Origin of the sequence: Catellatospora sichuanensis (assembly GCF_007483665.1) — a bacterium.
Taxonomy (GTDB): domain Bacteria; phylum Actinomycetota; class Actinomycetes; order Mycobacteriales; family Micromonosporaceae; genus Catellatospora; species Catellatospora sichuanensis.
On sequence record NZ_VIQO01000001.1, the window covers coordinates 580599 to 594506 of the forward strand.

The 13908-nt window shown below is 73.3% G+C and carries 12 protein-coding genes and 1 pseudogene; 5 read left to right on the plus strand and 8 right to left on the minus strand.

Annotation, left to right across the window (positions count from 1 at the left end; translation table 11 throughout):
* Positions 1-4: 4 nt before the first annotated feature.
* Positions 5-382 (minus strand): MarR family winged helix-turn-helix transcriptional regulator, encoded by a 378-nt coding sequence (locus tag FLL47_RS17495; protein ID WP_144121553.1) that lies wholly within the window; start codon positions 380-382, stop codon positions 5-7.
* Between the two features lie 85 nt (positions 383-467).
* On the opposite strand from FLL47_RS17495, the gene FLL47_RS17500 reads away from it, so the two are divergent.
* The gene (locus FLL47_RS17500; RefSeq protein WP_144121554.1) at positions 468-1946 is read left to right on the plus strand and encodes an MFS transporter; all 1479 of its coding nucleotides are present in this window, start codon (positions 468-470) and stop codon (positions 1944-1946) included.
* A 62-nt stretch (positions 1947-2008) separates the two neighbouring features.
* On the opposite strand, the gene FLL47_RS17505 is transcribed toward FLL47_RS17500, so the two are convergent.
* A complete protein-coding gene (locus FLL47_RS17505) occupies positions 2009-3148 on the minus strand; it encodes a glycerate kinase family protein (protein WP_144121555.1) in 1140 nt (379 codons plus the stop codon).
* A 207-nt stretch (positions 3149-3355) separates the two neighbouring features.
* Between FLL47_RS17505 and nadA the strand changes: the two genes are divergently transcribed.
* The 3 genes from nadA to FLL47_RS17520 all read left to right on the plus strand — a co-directional run bounded on the left by nadA (position 3356) and on the right by FLL47_RS17520 (position 6860).
* Positions 3356-4507 carry a quinolinate synthase NadA gene (nadA, locus tag FLL47_RS17510; RefSeq protein ID WP_144121556.1) on the plus strand — a complete coding sequence of 384 codons (1152 nt, stop codon included), beginning with the start codon at positions 3356-3358 and terminating at the stop codon, positions 4505-4507.
* Between the two features lie 144 nt (positions 4508-4651).
* Positions 4652-5980 carry a UDP-N-acetylglucosamine 1-carboxyvinyltransferase gene (gene murA, locus FLL47_RS17515; RefSeq protein ID WP_144121557.1) on the plus strand — a complete coding sequence of 443 codons (1329 nt, stop codon included), beginning with the start codon at positions 4652-4654 and terminating at the stop codon, positions 5978-5980.
* A 253-nt stretch (positions 5981-6233) separates the two neighbouring features.
* Positions 6234-6860, plus strand: a complete 627-nt coding sequence (locus tag FLL47_RS17520; protein ID WP_144121558.1) for a DUF3043 domain-containing protein — start codon at positions 6234-6236, stop codon at positions 6858-6860.
* 80 nt (positions 6861-6940) lie between these two features.
* On the opposite strand, the gene FLL47_RS17525 is transcribed toward FLL47_RS17520, so the two are convergent.
* From FLL47_RS17525 to FLL47_RS17550, 6 genes are all read right to left on the minus strand, one after another.
* Complete coding sequence (locus FLL47_RS17525) at positions 6941-7255, minus strand: AzlD domain-containing protein (RefSeq protein ID WP_144121559.1); 315 nt, start codon at positions 7253-7255, stop codon at positions 6941-6943.
* Complete coding sequence (locus FLL47_RS17530; protein WP_144121560.1) at positions 7252-8031, minus strand: AzlC family ABC transporter permease; 780 nt, start codon at positions 8029-8031, stop codon at positions 7252-7254. Before FLL47_RS17530 ends, FLL47_RS17525 begins: the two co-directional genes overlap by 4 nt.
* A 111-nt stretch (positions 8032-8142) precedes the next feature.
* The gene (locus tag FLL47_RS17535; RefSeq protein WP_144121561.1) at positions 8143-9471 is read right to left on the minus strand and encodes an MFS transporter; all 1329 of its coding nucleotides are present in this window, start codon (positions 9469-9471) and stop codon (positions 8143-8145) included.
* 176 nt (positions 9472-9647) lie between these two features.
* Positions 9648-10619, minus strand: a complete 972-nt coding sequence (locus tag FLL47_RS17540) for an ABC transporter ATP-binding protein (RefSeq protein WP_144121634.1) — start codon at positions 10617-10619, stop codon at positions 9648-9650.
* A 23-nt stretch (positions 10620-10642) separates the two neighbouring features.
* Complete coding sequence (locus FLL47_RS17545) at positions 10643-11461, minus strand: ABC transporter permease (protein ID WP_246158064.1); 819 nt, start codon at positions 11459-11461, stop codon at positions 10643-10645.
* Complete coding sequence (locus FLL47_RS17550; RefSeq protein WP_246158067.1) at positions 11454-12194, minus strand: ABC transporter permease; 741 nt, start codon at positions 12192-12194, stop codon at positions 11454-11456. The genes FLL47_RS17545 and FLL47_RS17550 overlap by 8 nt, the downstream gene beginning before the upstream one ends.
* A 242-nt stretch (positions 12195-12436) precedes the next feature.
* On the opposite strand from FLL47_RS17550, the pseudogene FLL47_RS17555 reads away from it, so the two are divergent.
* A pseudogene (locus FLL47_RS17555) lies at positions 12437-13908 on the plus strand (hypothetical protein); the annotation flags it as partial.

Consider the following 13908-nt stretch of genomic DNA (forward strand, 5'->3'; position numbering starts at 1 on the left):
CGGGCTACTCGCCCAGTGTGGTGTTGATGACTGCGCGGTGCGTGGGCCGCGCCGCGGCGTGCCGTTCCCGCCCGGCCTCGGTGGGGTGCACGAACACCCCGCGCCGGTCGGACGTGCAGAGTTTGCGCTCCACCAGGCCGTCCTTCTCGAGACGGGCGACCGTGCGGGACAACGCACTCTGGCTGAGGTGGATCTGCTCGCCCAGCTCCTGCATCCGCAGGCCCGTCGCGCACTCGCCGCCGTCGACCAGCCGGTCCAGCACCTCGAACTCGCTCATGCCGAGCCGGTGCTGATCCTGCAGTGCGCTCTCCAGCGCGCACGAGAGCGCCGCGTACTGCCGGGACAGTTCGCGCCACGCCTTCACGGCCACCTCGTCGGGCATGACCGGAGCTTAACATGCAGGCGCAGTAAATGTGAACGCATTATATGCTTGCACATTCAATGCACATGCAACTAATGTACGCGCCATGTCCTCCACCGCGACGCTGTCGCCGCCCGCCCCTGCCGATCCCTCGACGACCCCCGCGGACCAGCGCTGGACCCCGCGGTTGTGGGGCACGCTGCTGGTGCTGTGCGCGGTGCTCTTCCTCGACGGCCTCGACATCTCGATGGTCGGCGTCACCCTGCCCGCAATCCAGGCCGACCTCGGCCTGTCCACCGCGACGCTGCAGTGGATCGTCAGCGGCTACGTGCTCGGCTACGGCGGTCTGCTCCTGCTCGGCGGCCGGACCGCCGACCTGCTCGGCCGGCGCCGCGTGCTGCTGGTCGCGCTGGCCGTCTTCGCGGGCGCGTCCGTACTCGGCGGCCTGGTCGAGGACGGCACGCTGCTGATCGCGACCCGGTTCGTCAAGGGCCTGGCCGCCGCCTTCACCGCGCCCGCCGGACTGTCCATCCTGACCACGACGTTCCCGGAGGGCCCGGTGCGCAACCGGGCGCTGGGCATCTACACCGTCTTCGGGGCCAGCGGCTTCTCGTCCGGCCTCATCCTGGGCGGGCTGCTCACCGAGATCGACTGGCGGGTGACCTTCCTGCTGCCCGCGCCGCTGGCGCTGATCGCCCTGTTCGCCGGGCTGCGGTTGATCCCGCGCGACGGCGGCCGCAACCCCGGCGGTTACGACGTGCTCGGCGCCGCCACCTCCACCGGCGCGCTGCTACTGCTGGTGTTCACCGTCGTCAACGCCCCCGAGGCGGGCTGGACCTCGCCGCGCACCCTCGGCTCGCTGGCCGTGGTCGCGGCGCTCGCCACCGCCTTCGTGGTGGCGGAGCGCACCGTGGCGCACCCGCTGGTGCGGCTGGGCATCTTCGCCAACCGCAGCCTGGTGCGCGCCGACCTCACCGCGATGGCCGTCTCCGGCGGATACCTGAGCTTCCAGTTCATCGTCGCGCTGTACCTGCAGAACGTGCTGCAGTGGTCGCCGCTGCAGATGGCGCTGTCGCTGCTGCCCGCCGGTGTCATCGTGGCGAGTTCCGGCCCGCTGGTCGGCAGGTTGATCACCCGGTACGGCACCCGGCGGCTGATCGCGCTGGGCATGGTCGCGTTCGTCGCCGCGTACGCCCTGTTCCTGCGCGCGGGGCCGGAGCCGGAGTTCCTCACCGTGATCCTGCCGACCGCGCTGCTGCTCGGACTGGGCTTCGCGCTGTCCTTCTCCGCCCTGAACGTGCAGGCGACCAGCGGTGTCGCCGACGACGAGCAGGGGCTGGCCTCCGGGCTGGTGCAGAGCTCGTTCCAGGTCGGCGGGGCGGTCGCGCTGGCCGTCACGTCGGCGGTGGTCGGCGGCGGTGCCATCGTGCCGGGGCGCCTGCCGGACACCTTCCTGGCCGCCATCGGCCTCGTCACCGCGATCTCCCTGCTCGGCCTGCTGGCGGCCGTGCTGGGCCGATCCGACCGCACGTCCGCGGCCGACTCCGCCGAGGAGCGGTTCCTCGCGCCGGAGAACGCGGCCTGAGGAAGTAAGGGCGCCTGCTCAACGGACATCCCGTTGAGCAGGCGCCCTTACTTCTCGCTAGCTCAGCGGGACCACTGGCCGGCCAGGCGGGTGGCCAGTTCGCGCAGGCCGCGGGCGGGTTCGGCGAGGGCCAGGTCGACGCTGCCGAAGTGGTCGACCAGGGCGTACGCCTCGGTGACGCCCGCCGCGCCCTGCTCGCGGCGGCCGGTGGTGACCCGGCCCGCCAGCACCACGCACGGGACGCCGAGGTCACGGGCGGCACCGGCCAGGCCCGAGATGGCCTTGCCGCGCAGTGACTGGTGGTCGAACGAGCCCTCCCCGGTGATCACCAGGTCGACGTTCTCCAGCACCTCGTCCAGGCCGGTCAGCTCACGGACCAGGTCGATGCCGGAGGCGACCGTGCCGCCCAGCGCCAGGACCGCCGCGCCGAGGCCGCCCGCCGCGCCGCCGCCGGGCAGCTCGGCGAGCTTGGCCGGGCAGCCCGGCAACTCCCGCTCCAGCACCGCGGCCCAGTTCGCCAGGGCGGCGTCGAGCACCGTCACGTCCTGCGGGCTCGCGCCCTTCTGCGGGCCGTACACCGCGGACGCGCCGTGCAGGCCGGTCAGCGGGTTGTCGACGTCGGTGGCGGCGATCAGCTCGACGCCCTCCGGAAGCAGGCTCACACCCTCCCCGAGGGCGAGGGAGACGCAGGCGGTCAGGGCCGCGCCACCGGGGGCCAGCGGCTCGCCGGCAGCGTCCAGGCCGACCGCGCCCAGCGCGGCGAGCAGCCCCGCACCGCCGTCGTTGGTGGCCGAGCCGCCCAGCCCGATCACCACGCGCCGGGCGCCGTGCGCCACCGCGGCCTCGATCAGGGCGCCGAGGCCGTACGAGGAGGCCGTCCTCGGGTCCCGCTCCCCCGGCTCGACGAGGTGCAGGCCGCAGGCCTGCGCGCTCTCCACGTACGCGGTGGCCGCCTCGTCTCCGGCGAGTAACACCGCGCCGAGGACCGGGCGGCCCAGCGGGTCGGTCGTGTCGACCTCGACCAGCTCGCCGCCGACCGAGGCGTGCAGCACCTCGACGAAGCCGGGGCCGCCGTCGGCGATGGGGCGGCAGATCAGCTCGTCCGCCGGGACGACCTCCTGCCAGCCCTCGGCGACGGCCTGCGCCGCCTCCACCGCGGTGAGCGTGCCGGCGAACTTGTCGGGACAGATCAACACTCGCATGGCTGCACGATAGTGACCCACCCCGGCGGTGCGGGTGACCGGCGTGACCGCGTCCCACGACCGGCGCCGGACCCCGTGGCCGCCGGGCACGCCGCACTCGGACCGCCCGCGACCGGTTCGCCCCCGTGCGGGTCACGCCGGAGCACTCGCGCCGTGGGGCAGGCCACAGCCGTGCGGGCGAGCCTGCCGTGCCGGGTTGGTGCGACGATGGGACACGTGACTGCTCCCGTACTGCTGCTGCTCGGCCGCGGCAAGGACTCGAACTCGGAACGCGGCGTCGACTGCCCGGGCGACCTGCCCGCGCCCAGCGACCCCGGCCTGGTCGAGCGCGCCGCCGCCGCCAAGGCCGCGCTCGGTGACCGGGTCTTCGTGCTCGGTCACCACTACCAGCGCGACGAGGTCATCCAGTTCGCCGACGTGACCGGCGACTCCTTCAAGCTGGCCCGCGAGGCCGCGGCCCGGCCCGACGCCGAGTTCATCGTGTTCTGCGGCGTGCACTTCATGGCCGAGTCGGCCGACATCCTCACCACCGAGGCCCAGCGCGTGGTCCTGCCGGACCTGGCCGCGGGCTGCTCCATGGCCGACATGGCCGTGCTGGAGCAGGTCGAGCAGTGCTGGGATCTGCTGAGCGACCTGGGGATCGCGGATTCCGTGGTGCCCGTCACCTACATGAACTCCTCCGCCGACATCAAGGGCTTCGTCGGCCGCAACGGCGGCGTGGTCTGCACCTCCTCCAACGCCAAGCGCGCGCTGGACTGGGCGTACGCCCAGGGTGAGAAGGTGTTGTTCCTGCCCGATCAGCACCTGGGGCGCAACACCGCGGTGCTGGAGATGGGCTACTCGCTCGACGACTGCGTGCTCTACGACCCGCACAAGCCCAACGGCGGCCTGACCGACCAGCAGCTGCGCGACGCCAGGATGATCCTGTGGCGCGGCCACTGCTCGGTGCACGGCCGGTTCACCCTGGAGAACGTGCTGGCCATGCGCGAGCAGGTGCCGGGCGTCAACATCCTGGTGCACCCGGAGTGCCGCCACGAGGTGGTCACCGCGGCCGACTACGTGGGCTCGACGGAGTACATCATCAAGCAGCTGGAGGCGGCCGAGCCCGGCTCGGCGTGGGCCGTCGGCACCGAGCTCAACCTGGTCCGCCGACTGGCCGCCGCGCACCCGGACAAGCAGGTCATGTTCCTGGAGAAGACGGTCTGCTACTGCTCCACGATGAACCGCATCGACCTGCCGCACCTGGTCTGGGCGTTGGAGGAGCTGGTCGCGGGGCGGGTGCCCAACCAGATCACGGTCGACCCCGACACGGCGCACCATGCCCGGGTGGCGCTGGATCAGATGCTGGCCCTGCCGTAGGCGGCTGGTTACTCTCTGTACGAGCGCCGCGTCCGAATCGCGGCGCTCGTACTCATTTAAGCTTGCCGTGTATTCCGTCACACATCACGCAGCGCTATGCTGCCGGGGTTTGCTTTTCACTCGCGCCACACCCAGGAGGTCGCCTTGTCGGACGACGTGCTCATCGTCAGCGGAGGTAGCCCGCTCAAGGGCGAGGTGCGGGTTCGTGGGGCCAAGAATCTGGTCTCCAAAGCCATGGTCGCCACCGTGCTGGGTGAGAGTCCGAGCCGCATGTACGACGTCCCGCGCATCCGCGACGTGGAGATCGTGCGCGGCCTCCTGGAGCTGCACGGCGTCAAGGTGACCAACGGCGATCTCGACGGGGAGCTGCGGTTCGACCCGTCCAACGTCGAGCGCGCCGGCGTCGACGAGATCAACGTGCACGCCGGCTCCAGCCGCATCCCGATCCTGCTGTGCGGCCCGCTGCTGCACCGGCTCGGCCACGCGTTCATCCCGGACCTGGGCGGCTGCCACATCGGCCCGCGTCCCATCGACTACCACCTGGAGGCGCTGCGGCGCTTCGGTGCGGTCGTCGACAAGACCCCGGAAGGCCTGCACCTGTCCGCCCCGGACGGCCTGCACGGCATCAAGTACGAGCTGAACTACCCGTCGGTCGGCGCGACCGAGCAGATCCTGCTCACCGCCGTGCGCGCCGAGGGCGTCACCGAGCTGAGCAACGCCGCGGTCGAGCCCGAGATCATCGACCTGATCTGCATCCTGCAGAAGATGGGCGCGATCATCAAGGTGCACACCAACCGGGTGATCGAGATCCAGGGCGTGCCGCGCCTGGCCGGGTTCTCGCACCGCCCGATCCCGGACCGCATCGAGGCCGCCAGCTGGGCCTCGGCCGCGCTGGCCACCCGGGGCGACATCACCGTCAAGGGCGCCCGCCAGGCCGACATGACCACGTACCTCAACGTGTTCCGGTCCATCGGCGGCGAGTTCGAGATCGACGACAACCCGGTCGACGGCGGCATCCGCTTCTGGCACCCCGGCGGCGACCTGCGCCCCGTCGCGCTGGAGACCGACGTGCACCCCGGCTTCATGACCGACTGGCAGCAGCCGCTGGTCGTGGCGCTGACCCAGGCCAACGGCCTGTCCGTGGTGCACGAGACGGTGTACGAGAAGCGCTTCGGCTATACCAACGCGCTGAACCAGATGGGCGCGCACATCCAGGTCTTCCAGGACTGCCTCGGCGGCACCCCGTGCCGGTTCGGCCGGATGGGCTTCCGCCACAGCGCGGTCATCGCCGGCCCGGCCAAGCTGCACGCCACCGACCTGATCATCCCGGACCTGCGGGCGGGCTTCAGCCACCTCATCGCGGCCCTGGCCGCCGAGGGCACCTCCCGGGTGCACGGCGTCGACCTGATCAACCGCGGCTACGAGGACTTCGAGGGCAAGCTCGCCGGCCTCGGCGCCACCGTCTCCCGCTGACCGCCCCCCCGGCACCACCCGCCGCGGCCGCCGCGCCGTCCGGCCCCCGCTTTCCATAGACGTTGGCCTATCACATCGAAAATCGAGGCGATCGAATTCGATGTGATAGGCCAACGTCTATTTCGGGGAGCGGGTCCCGCGACGCGCGACGGCTGAGCGCGGGTGGGGCTGGTGGGGGCGGGTGCGAGCGGTTCATCACAGGTCGCCACGCGGTGGGCGTCGGCTGCGGCCGCGGGTCGGCTACCCTTGCTGCGTGCCGTTGTTCTCCCGCAAGACCACTGACGTTCCCGCCGAGGCCGCGGCCTCCGAGCCCGAGGGCTCGGAGATCGTGCGCGCGTCGCGCTCGTACACGCCCGCCAAGGGCAAGGCGACGCCGAAGCGCACCGAGGCCCAGCGCCGCAAGGCCGAGCCGCCGCCGGCGAACCGCCGCGAGGCGCTCAAGCGCGCCCGCGAGAAGTCGCGGGCCGAGCGGGCCGAGTCCATGGCCGGCATGAAGGCAGGCGACGAACGCTTCCTGCTGCCCCGGGACAAGGGACCGGAGCGGCGGCTGGTGCGCGACTACGTCGACTCCCGGCGTACCGTCGGCACCTGGTTCTTCGGCGGCGCCTTCCTGATCTTCTTCCTGATCCAGGTCCGCGACCCGCGTATCGCGGCGGCTGCCAACATCATCTGGCTGCTGCTGGCGCTGGCCGTGATCGTCGACAGCATCTTCATCTGCCGCAAGGTCAAGAAGCTGATCAAGGAGAACTACCCCAAGACCACCCAGCGCATGGGCTCGCTGTACATGTACGCGGTCATGCGCGGGATCACGTTCCGCCGTATGCGGATGCCGAACCCGCAGGTCAAGATCGGTGACCCGGTCGTCCCCACCAAGGCCTAGGACATCCGTACCGCCGGAGTCGGGATAGCCGGATCTGCCCGGCCGTCCCGGCTCCGCTTGGCGTCGGACGCACGGCCGGGTCAGGGCAGGCCGGCGAGCCGGAGCAGGGCGGCGCTGACGGCCGCCGCGACCACGACCACGACGAACGGTGCCTTCCGCCAGGCCAGGACCGCGCCGACCAGCACGCCCAGCGGACGGGCGACGCCGACGGACAGCCGTCCCGCCTCGGTGAACACCGCGGTCGCGACCAGTGCGGCGAGCAGCGTCGTGGCGGCGATCGGCAGCAGGTGCCGCAGGCGTTCCGGCAGCACCAGGCGGTCGTGCAGCAGCACTCCGGCGATGCGGGTGGCATAGGTGCCCACGGCCAGCGCGAGGACGACCAACAGCATCGTCATCGCGACCCCCGCGGCGCCTGCGTGTCGAGCGCGGCGGCCCCGTCCTGGTGCGCGGCCGGCTCGGGCCCGACCACCCGCACCGCATCGGCCGGGGCACCCGCGGCCCGCGCAGACGGGGTGGGCAGCAGCAGGGCCGCGCCGACGCCCAGCAGCGCCGCCAGCACCGGCAGCCCCGCCGGGAGCAGGGGCGTCGTGGCGACAGCGAGCAGCGAACCGGCGATGGCGGCGGCACGCGTCGCACGGTCGCGCAGTGACGGCAGCAGCAGGGCCAGCAGGCCCGCCGGGAACGCCGCGTCGAGCCCGTACACGGCGGGGTCGCTGACGGCGCCGCCCAGCGCGATGCCGATCAGCGTGCCGACGTTCCAGGTCACGAAGATGGTCAGGCCGACGGCCCAGAACGCCCGCGCCCGGCGTTCGGGGTGGCGCTCGGCCAGCGCGAACGCCGTACTCTCGTCGATCACCAGATGCGCGCCGGCGAACCGGGCGGGCTTGCTCCTGCCGATCGCGGGCCCGACGGCCAGCCCGAACGGCAGGTGGCGCGCGTTGATCAGCACGCCGCCGGCCACCGCGGCGATCGGGCTGCCGGTCATCAACGCGACCGCGAGGAACTGGGAACCGCCGGCGAAGACCAGCACCGACATCGACGCGGGCACCCAGGCGGGCAGTCCCGAGGCCACCGCGATCGCGCCGAACGACAGGCCGATGACGCCCGTCGCGGCACCGATCGCCGCCGCGTCGCGCCACAGCACGGCGTCACGACCGTTCGCCTGCCGCATCTCGGTAATCACCTCTAGCCGTTTCGTCAGTTACTCCCACGCTAGCGCCGTCTGCGGACGTCCTGGAGAGGGCCCGCGGGACGCCCATCCTGTGGACGTCCCTGGACCGGCTCAGGCGGAGGTGAGAGCGGGGTGGCGGGCAGCCGTCCGTGCGGCGGTCGCGGCGTCGGCGGTGTCCGCGGCGCGTACCGCCCGGCGCAGGCCCGGTGCGACGAGCGCGGCCAGCAGCAGGCCCAGCACCGCGGCGACCAGCGGCACCGCGAACGCGCCGCGGTAGCCGTACGCGTCGGCGAGCCGGCCCGCGACGGCCGCACCCAGCGAGACCCCCGCGACCACCCCGCTGGCCAGCAACGTCATCACCATGCCCGCATGGCGGGGCGGGCACAGCCGACCCGCCAGGGCGTATCCGGAGATCAGGTACGGCGCGGCGGTGACGCCGAGCACGACGACAGCGGCCAGGGCGGTGGGCGTGGAGTGTGCGAGCAGCAGCGCGGCGGTGCCCGCGACCAGCGCGGCGGCCGACCAGAGATACCGGCTGACCGGGCCGAGTGACTCCGGCAGCCAGGCCACGGCGAGCCCGGCGAGGGCACTGCCGACGCCCAGCACGGCGTAGATCAGACCGGCCGATCCAGCCGAGCCGATCGAGTCGGCGAAGGCGGTCACCCCGGTCTGCGTCGCCCCGAACACGACGCCGATCACGGACATGGCCGCGACCAGCACCGCCACCCGCGAGAACGGCATCCGACCGGCGGCCCCGGCACGCTCGGCGGCGCGGGCAGCCGCGGCCGGACCGGCGGTGGCAGGACCGGCCGTCGCGGGCTCGACGCGTGGCGCGCGCAGCACGGGCGGCACGGTGCGGTGCAGCGCGAACGGCACCGCGGCCAGCACGGTCAGCACGGATGCCACGAGCAGCGGCGCGCCGGCCCAGCCGGACAGTGCCAGAACGCCGACCAGCGCCGGGCCGGCCAGGAACGACGCCTCGTCGACGGCTCCCTCGTACGCCATCGCGGTGGGCAGTTGCCGCTGCCGGCCGCGGTCGCCGAGCAGCACCGCCCAGCGCACCCGGACCAGCGGGCCGACCTGCGGCATGGCGAATCCGGCGAGCGCTGCGAGCGGTAGCACCGCGGTCGGGAAGCCGCCGGTCACGGCGAGGACGAGGGCGGCGTACGCGGCGGCGTCGACGACGGCCGCGGTGATGCCGACGGCGCGCTGGCCGAAGCGGTCGGCGAGGGTCCCGGCGACGGGACCGCCGAACGCCGCGCCGATGCCGAACGCGGCGGCGGCCAGGCCTGCGGTGCCGTAGCTGCCGGTGGCGGCGACGACGAGGGTGATCACGCCGAGCGGGCCCATGGCGGCGGGCAGGCGGGCGAGGAAGGCGAGGACGAGGAACCAGGGTCCGGTGATCCGGACGAGGTCACGGTAGGAGGCACGGGCGGCCATGTGTTGGTACTCCGGGTACGACGCAGTTGATGCGCGCCGTCCCACCCAACCAGCGTGCCCCTTGCGGCCCTGTGCGGGTCCGAGTGTAGCCAGGCAAGATCCCCACCCGGAAGCGGATGTCATCAGGGGCACAGTCGGCGGCCCGTCAAGAAGGTGCCCTTCCTCTACGGAAACCGTTAAGAAGGTGCCCTTCCTTCGTCTGAGCGGTAGAGGCGGGCGATCACTTCTTCGATCTCGGGTTCGGTTACGGAGAGGTCGCGTAGGCCGCCGAGGGCGGAGAGGGCGGAGACCAGGGTGCCGACGGAGGCGCTGCCGTCGAGGGTGAAGGTCAGGCGGGGCCCGGTGGTGGATTCGAGGTGTACGCCGGGCAGGGCGGGCAGGGCCGGGGGCAGGGTGTCGAAGTCGACGGTCACGCGGCGTTGCGAGCCGTAGCGGGCGTGCAGGGCGTCGATGCCGCCGTCGTGCACCACCCGGCCGTGGTCGATGACGACGATGCGGCGGCACAGCCGCTCGATGTCGGCCAGGTCGTGCGTGGTCAGCACGACGGTGGTGTCGCCGGACTCGCCCAGCTCGGCCAGGAAGCCGCGGACGGCCTGCTTGCTCACCACGTCCAGGCCGATCGTCGGCTCGTCCAGGAACAGCACCTCGGGGCCGTGCAGCAGGGCCGCGGTCAGCTCGCCGCGCATGCGCTGGCCCAGCGAGAGCTGGCGCACGGGGGTGTCCAGGAACGGGTCCAGTTCGAGCAGGTCGCGGCAGCGGCGCAGGCGGGCGGCATGCTCGGCGGCGGGCACCCGGTAGATGTGGCGCAGCAGCTCGTACGAGTCGCGCAGCGGCAGGTCCCACCACAGCTGCGAGCGCTGCCCGAACACCACCCCGATGCGCCGGGCCAGCAGGATGCGCTGCGGCACCGGGGTCAGTCCGCACACCGACACCCGGCCGCCGGAGGGGTTCAGCACACCGGTGAGCATCTTCAGCGTGGTGGATTTGCCCGCGCCGTTGGGGCCGAGGTAACCGAGCAGCTGGCCGCGCTGCACGGTCAGGTCCACCCCGTCGACCGCGGCGACGACCCGGCGTTCGCGCCGCAGCAGGCTTTTGCGCACCCGTACGGTGAAGTCCTTGCGCAACCCGTGCGCCTCGATGACGTTCACGCCGCCGTGCCTCCCGTTCGCGTTCATGAGCCGGTGCTGCGGTAGTGGCGTACGCCGGTGCGCCAGACCAGGGCGGCCAGGGCTGCGGCGACGGCCGCCAGGACGGGGCTGCACCAGCCCAGCCAGGACGGGGCGCCGAGGGGATCCGGGCGGTCGAGCAGGATCAGCGCCGGGTAGTACGCCACGAAGCCGAAGCCCAGCCCGAAGGCGAGCAGGTGGCGGAACCAGCCGCCGTAGACGGTCATCGGGTACGAGGTGAAGTCGCGCCCGCCGTAGGTCAGCGCGGCACTCAGCTCGCCGGAGTCCACCCACCAGAACGCCACGGTGGCGGTGGCCACGAAGACCGCACTGAAGAAGACCGCCCCGGCCAGCGGCGTGACCACCAGGAGCAGCAGGTTGGCCGGGGTGACCGGCACCTCGGCCAGGCGTACGGCGACCGCGAGCACGACCACGCCGGAGCACACCCGGCCCAGCCGCCGGACGCCCACGTCGAGCACCAGCAGCTGCCACAGCACGCCCAGCGGGCGGATCAGCACCGCGTCGAGCAGCCCGGTGCGCACGTGGCGCTGCATCCGGTCGATGTTGCCGACGGCCAGGTCGGCCAGCGAGAAGCCCAGTGACGACAGCCCGAACACCAGTAGCGTGTCGGTCAGCGAGAACCCGGCGAGCACCGGCACGCGGTGGAAGACGACCAGCACGGTGAGCAGGTCGGCACCGAGGAAGACCACGTTGGACAGCAAATCGAGGACGAAGCTCGCCCGGTACGACGCCTGTGAGCGCACCTGGGCGGCGACCAGCCGGCGGTAGATCGCCGCGGTCGAGGCCGCCGCGCCCTCAGCCACCCTGCACCACCAGCCGCCGCTCGGCCCGGCGCTGCACCAGCACGCAGGCGGTGAACAGCAGCCCGGCCCACAGCGCCTGGAGCCCGAGCAGGCCCAGCTGCCCGGCCGGCGGGTCCCGTTCGACCAGCACGTCGAGCGGGATCTGCAGCAGGGACGGGAACGGCGTGCCCAGGTAGACGGCCGTCGCGGCCCACTCGGGCAGGAAGCGGATCGGGAAGTACAGGCCGCCGAGCACACCGGCGCACACGGCCCACGCCATCAGCACGCCGCGGGTGTCGAGCAGCCAGTAGCCGGCCGCGTTGACCAGGAACCGCCCGGCGAAGCAGACCAGCACCGCGAGCAGCACCGACACCGCGAACATCGGGTAGGTGGCGGCACGTTGCGGCAGGTACATGTCGAAGGCGAGCGCGCCGACCACGATCGGCACGACGAACCGGGTGAGCAGGGCGTACGCCGCCCGGCCCAGATCGGGCAGCAGGTAGCCGAGCACCGGGTGCACCGGGCGCAGCAGATCGGTGACCACGTCGCCGGAGCGGATCCGGTCGGCCAGCTCGGTCCAGCCCCACATCGCCACCACGCCGATCAGGCCCTGCCCGGCCCACACGTAGGTGACCAGTTGCGCGGCGTCGTAGCCGGCTGCCTGCCCGCCGACGGCCACCGCGGAGCCGGCCACGGCCAGCATGACGTAGGTGCGCACGAAGCCGAACATGGTGTTGGTGATGGTGGCCGCCACGGTCGCCTGGCGATATGTGGAGAACCGCCGAAATCCGGATGCACCTAATGTCCGGAAAAGCCCTGCCGCCTCGGTGAAGTTTCGGATTGTGAGCCGATCCGCAGTGGCGGTGATGAAGCCCACCCCGTACCCTCCACTCGCAACCGCATTCTTTTTTCGGCCGGGCGCGACCATACCTTCGTGGCGACCCGGTTCGCGATGCATTTGTGCCATACAAGACTCGGAACCAGGCGAGGTGGGGCGTGACCGACGAGCGCACCGACGAGCGGCACCGCGGCACGCCGGCCTGGGCCGGCACGCCAACGTCGCCGTGGTCGCGCGTGCCCGGACAACGCCCGCCCTCGGACGCTCCCGAAGCCGCCGCGCAGCAGCCCGCCAACGCGCAGGCGCCCCAGCAGCAGGGCCCGCAGCAGCCCGGCCAGTACGCCCCCGGCCAGCACCCGAACGGCCCCCAGCAGCACGGCCAGCCGCACGCCGGCCAGGGCCCGCCGCCCGGGCCGTTCCCGCCGGCCAACGGCCAGCGCCCGCCGCAGCAGGGCCAGGGCAACTGGGACCCGAACGCGCAGCGTGGTGGGCGTCCCGGCCCGATGCCGCCGCAGCCCGGCCCGCAGTACCGCCCGAACGGCCCCGGCCAGCAGCAGGGCCAGGTCTACGGCGGCCCCAACCAGCCGCACCCGCAGCAGGGCGGTCCCGGCCAGCAGGGCCAGTACGGCCCGCCGCAGCAGGGCCGCCACCCGCAGCAGGGCCCCGGTCCGCAGGGACCGCGCCCGCCGCAGCAGGGCCAGGTCTACGGCGGCCCCGGCCAGCACCCGAACGGCCCCCAGCAGTACGGCCAGCCGCACCCCGGCCAGGGCCAGCCGCCGCAGGGCCAGCCGTACGGCCACCCGCAGGGGCAGCCGCAGTACGGCCCGCCGCAGGGCCGCCCCGGGCAGCCGCAGGGCCAGGTCTACGGCCAGCCCGGTGTGCCCCCGCAGGGCCACCCCGGCATGCCCGGCCAGGGCCAGCAGGCCCCGGGCCAGCAGGGCTATGCCCCCGCGTCGGGTCAGCAGGCACCGAGCCAGCAGGCTCCCGGATCGCAGGCGCCGGGTCAGGCTCCCCAGCAGCAGGTGCCCGGTCAGCAGGTGCCGCAGCAGGCTCCGCAGGCAGCGGCAGCCGCCGCACCGACGACGGCTCCGCCGGTCCAGCAGTCCGCGCCGCCCGCGCAGCAGAGCGCCCCGACGTCTCCCGCGCAGCCCGCAGCGCCTGCCGCGACGGCAGCGTCGGCGACGGCCGCCACCACGCCTGCCGCCACGGCAGCCGGTGACCAGGCGCAGGCCGCCGCGGCCCGCCGGGGACGCCACGCCAGCGCGGACACCGGCATGATGGCCGCCATCACCGACGACACGCCGGCTCCCACCGCGTCGGCCGCAGCCGCGCCCGCGGTCGTGCCGGTCTCCGCCGAGCCCGCGGCGAGCACCGCCCCGGTCTCCCCCGCTCCCGTGTCGGCAGCCCCGGACTCGGTCAACCCGGTGTCGCCGGCCGTGCCGCCGACGCCGGTGGTGGCCACCCCGGACACGGTGCTGCCCGTCGCCGCGAGCGCGGCCGGCGCGGCCACCGCGCTGTCCGCCCCGACGATGCTGCACCCGCTGGTCCGCCCGGGCGGCGCGGCCGCTGCCGCGGCGGCCGAGCCCGCGGCGACGACCGCGACGGGCACCCGTGCCGCGGCCGCGGCCGC

Bases quoted from the DNA above. Each gene is read 5' to 3' on its own strand.
- FLL47_RS17505 (WP_144121555.1), bottom strand. From the start codon at position 3,148: ATGCGAGTGTTGATCTGTCCCGACAAGTTCGCCGGCACGCTCACCGCG.
- FLL47_RS17500 (WP_144121554.1), top strand. From the start codon at position 468: ATGTCCTCCACCGCGACGCTGTCGCCGCCCGCCCCTGCCGATCCCTCG.
- FLL47_RS17525 (WP_144121559.1), bottom strand. From the start codon at position 7,255: ATGACGATGCTGTTGGTCGTCCTCGCGCTGGCCGTGGGCACCTATGCC.
- FLL47_RS17495 (WP_144121553.1), bottom strand. From the start codon at position 382: ATGCCCGACGAGGTGGCCGTGAAGGCGTGGCGCGAACTGTCCCGGCAG.
- FLL47_RS17530 (WP_144121560.1), bottom strand. From the start codon at position 8,031: ATGCGGCAGGCGAACGGTCGTGACGCCGTGCTGTGGCGCGACGCGGCG.
- nadA (WP_144121556.1), top strand. From the start codon at position 3,356: ATGGGACACGTGACTGCTCCCGTACTGCTGCTGCTCGGCCGCGGCAAG.
- FLL47_RS17535 (WP_144121561.1), bottom strand. From the start codon at position 9,471: ATGGCCGCCCGTGCCTCCTACCGTGACCTCGTCCGGATCACCGGACCC.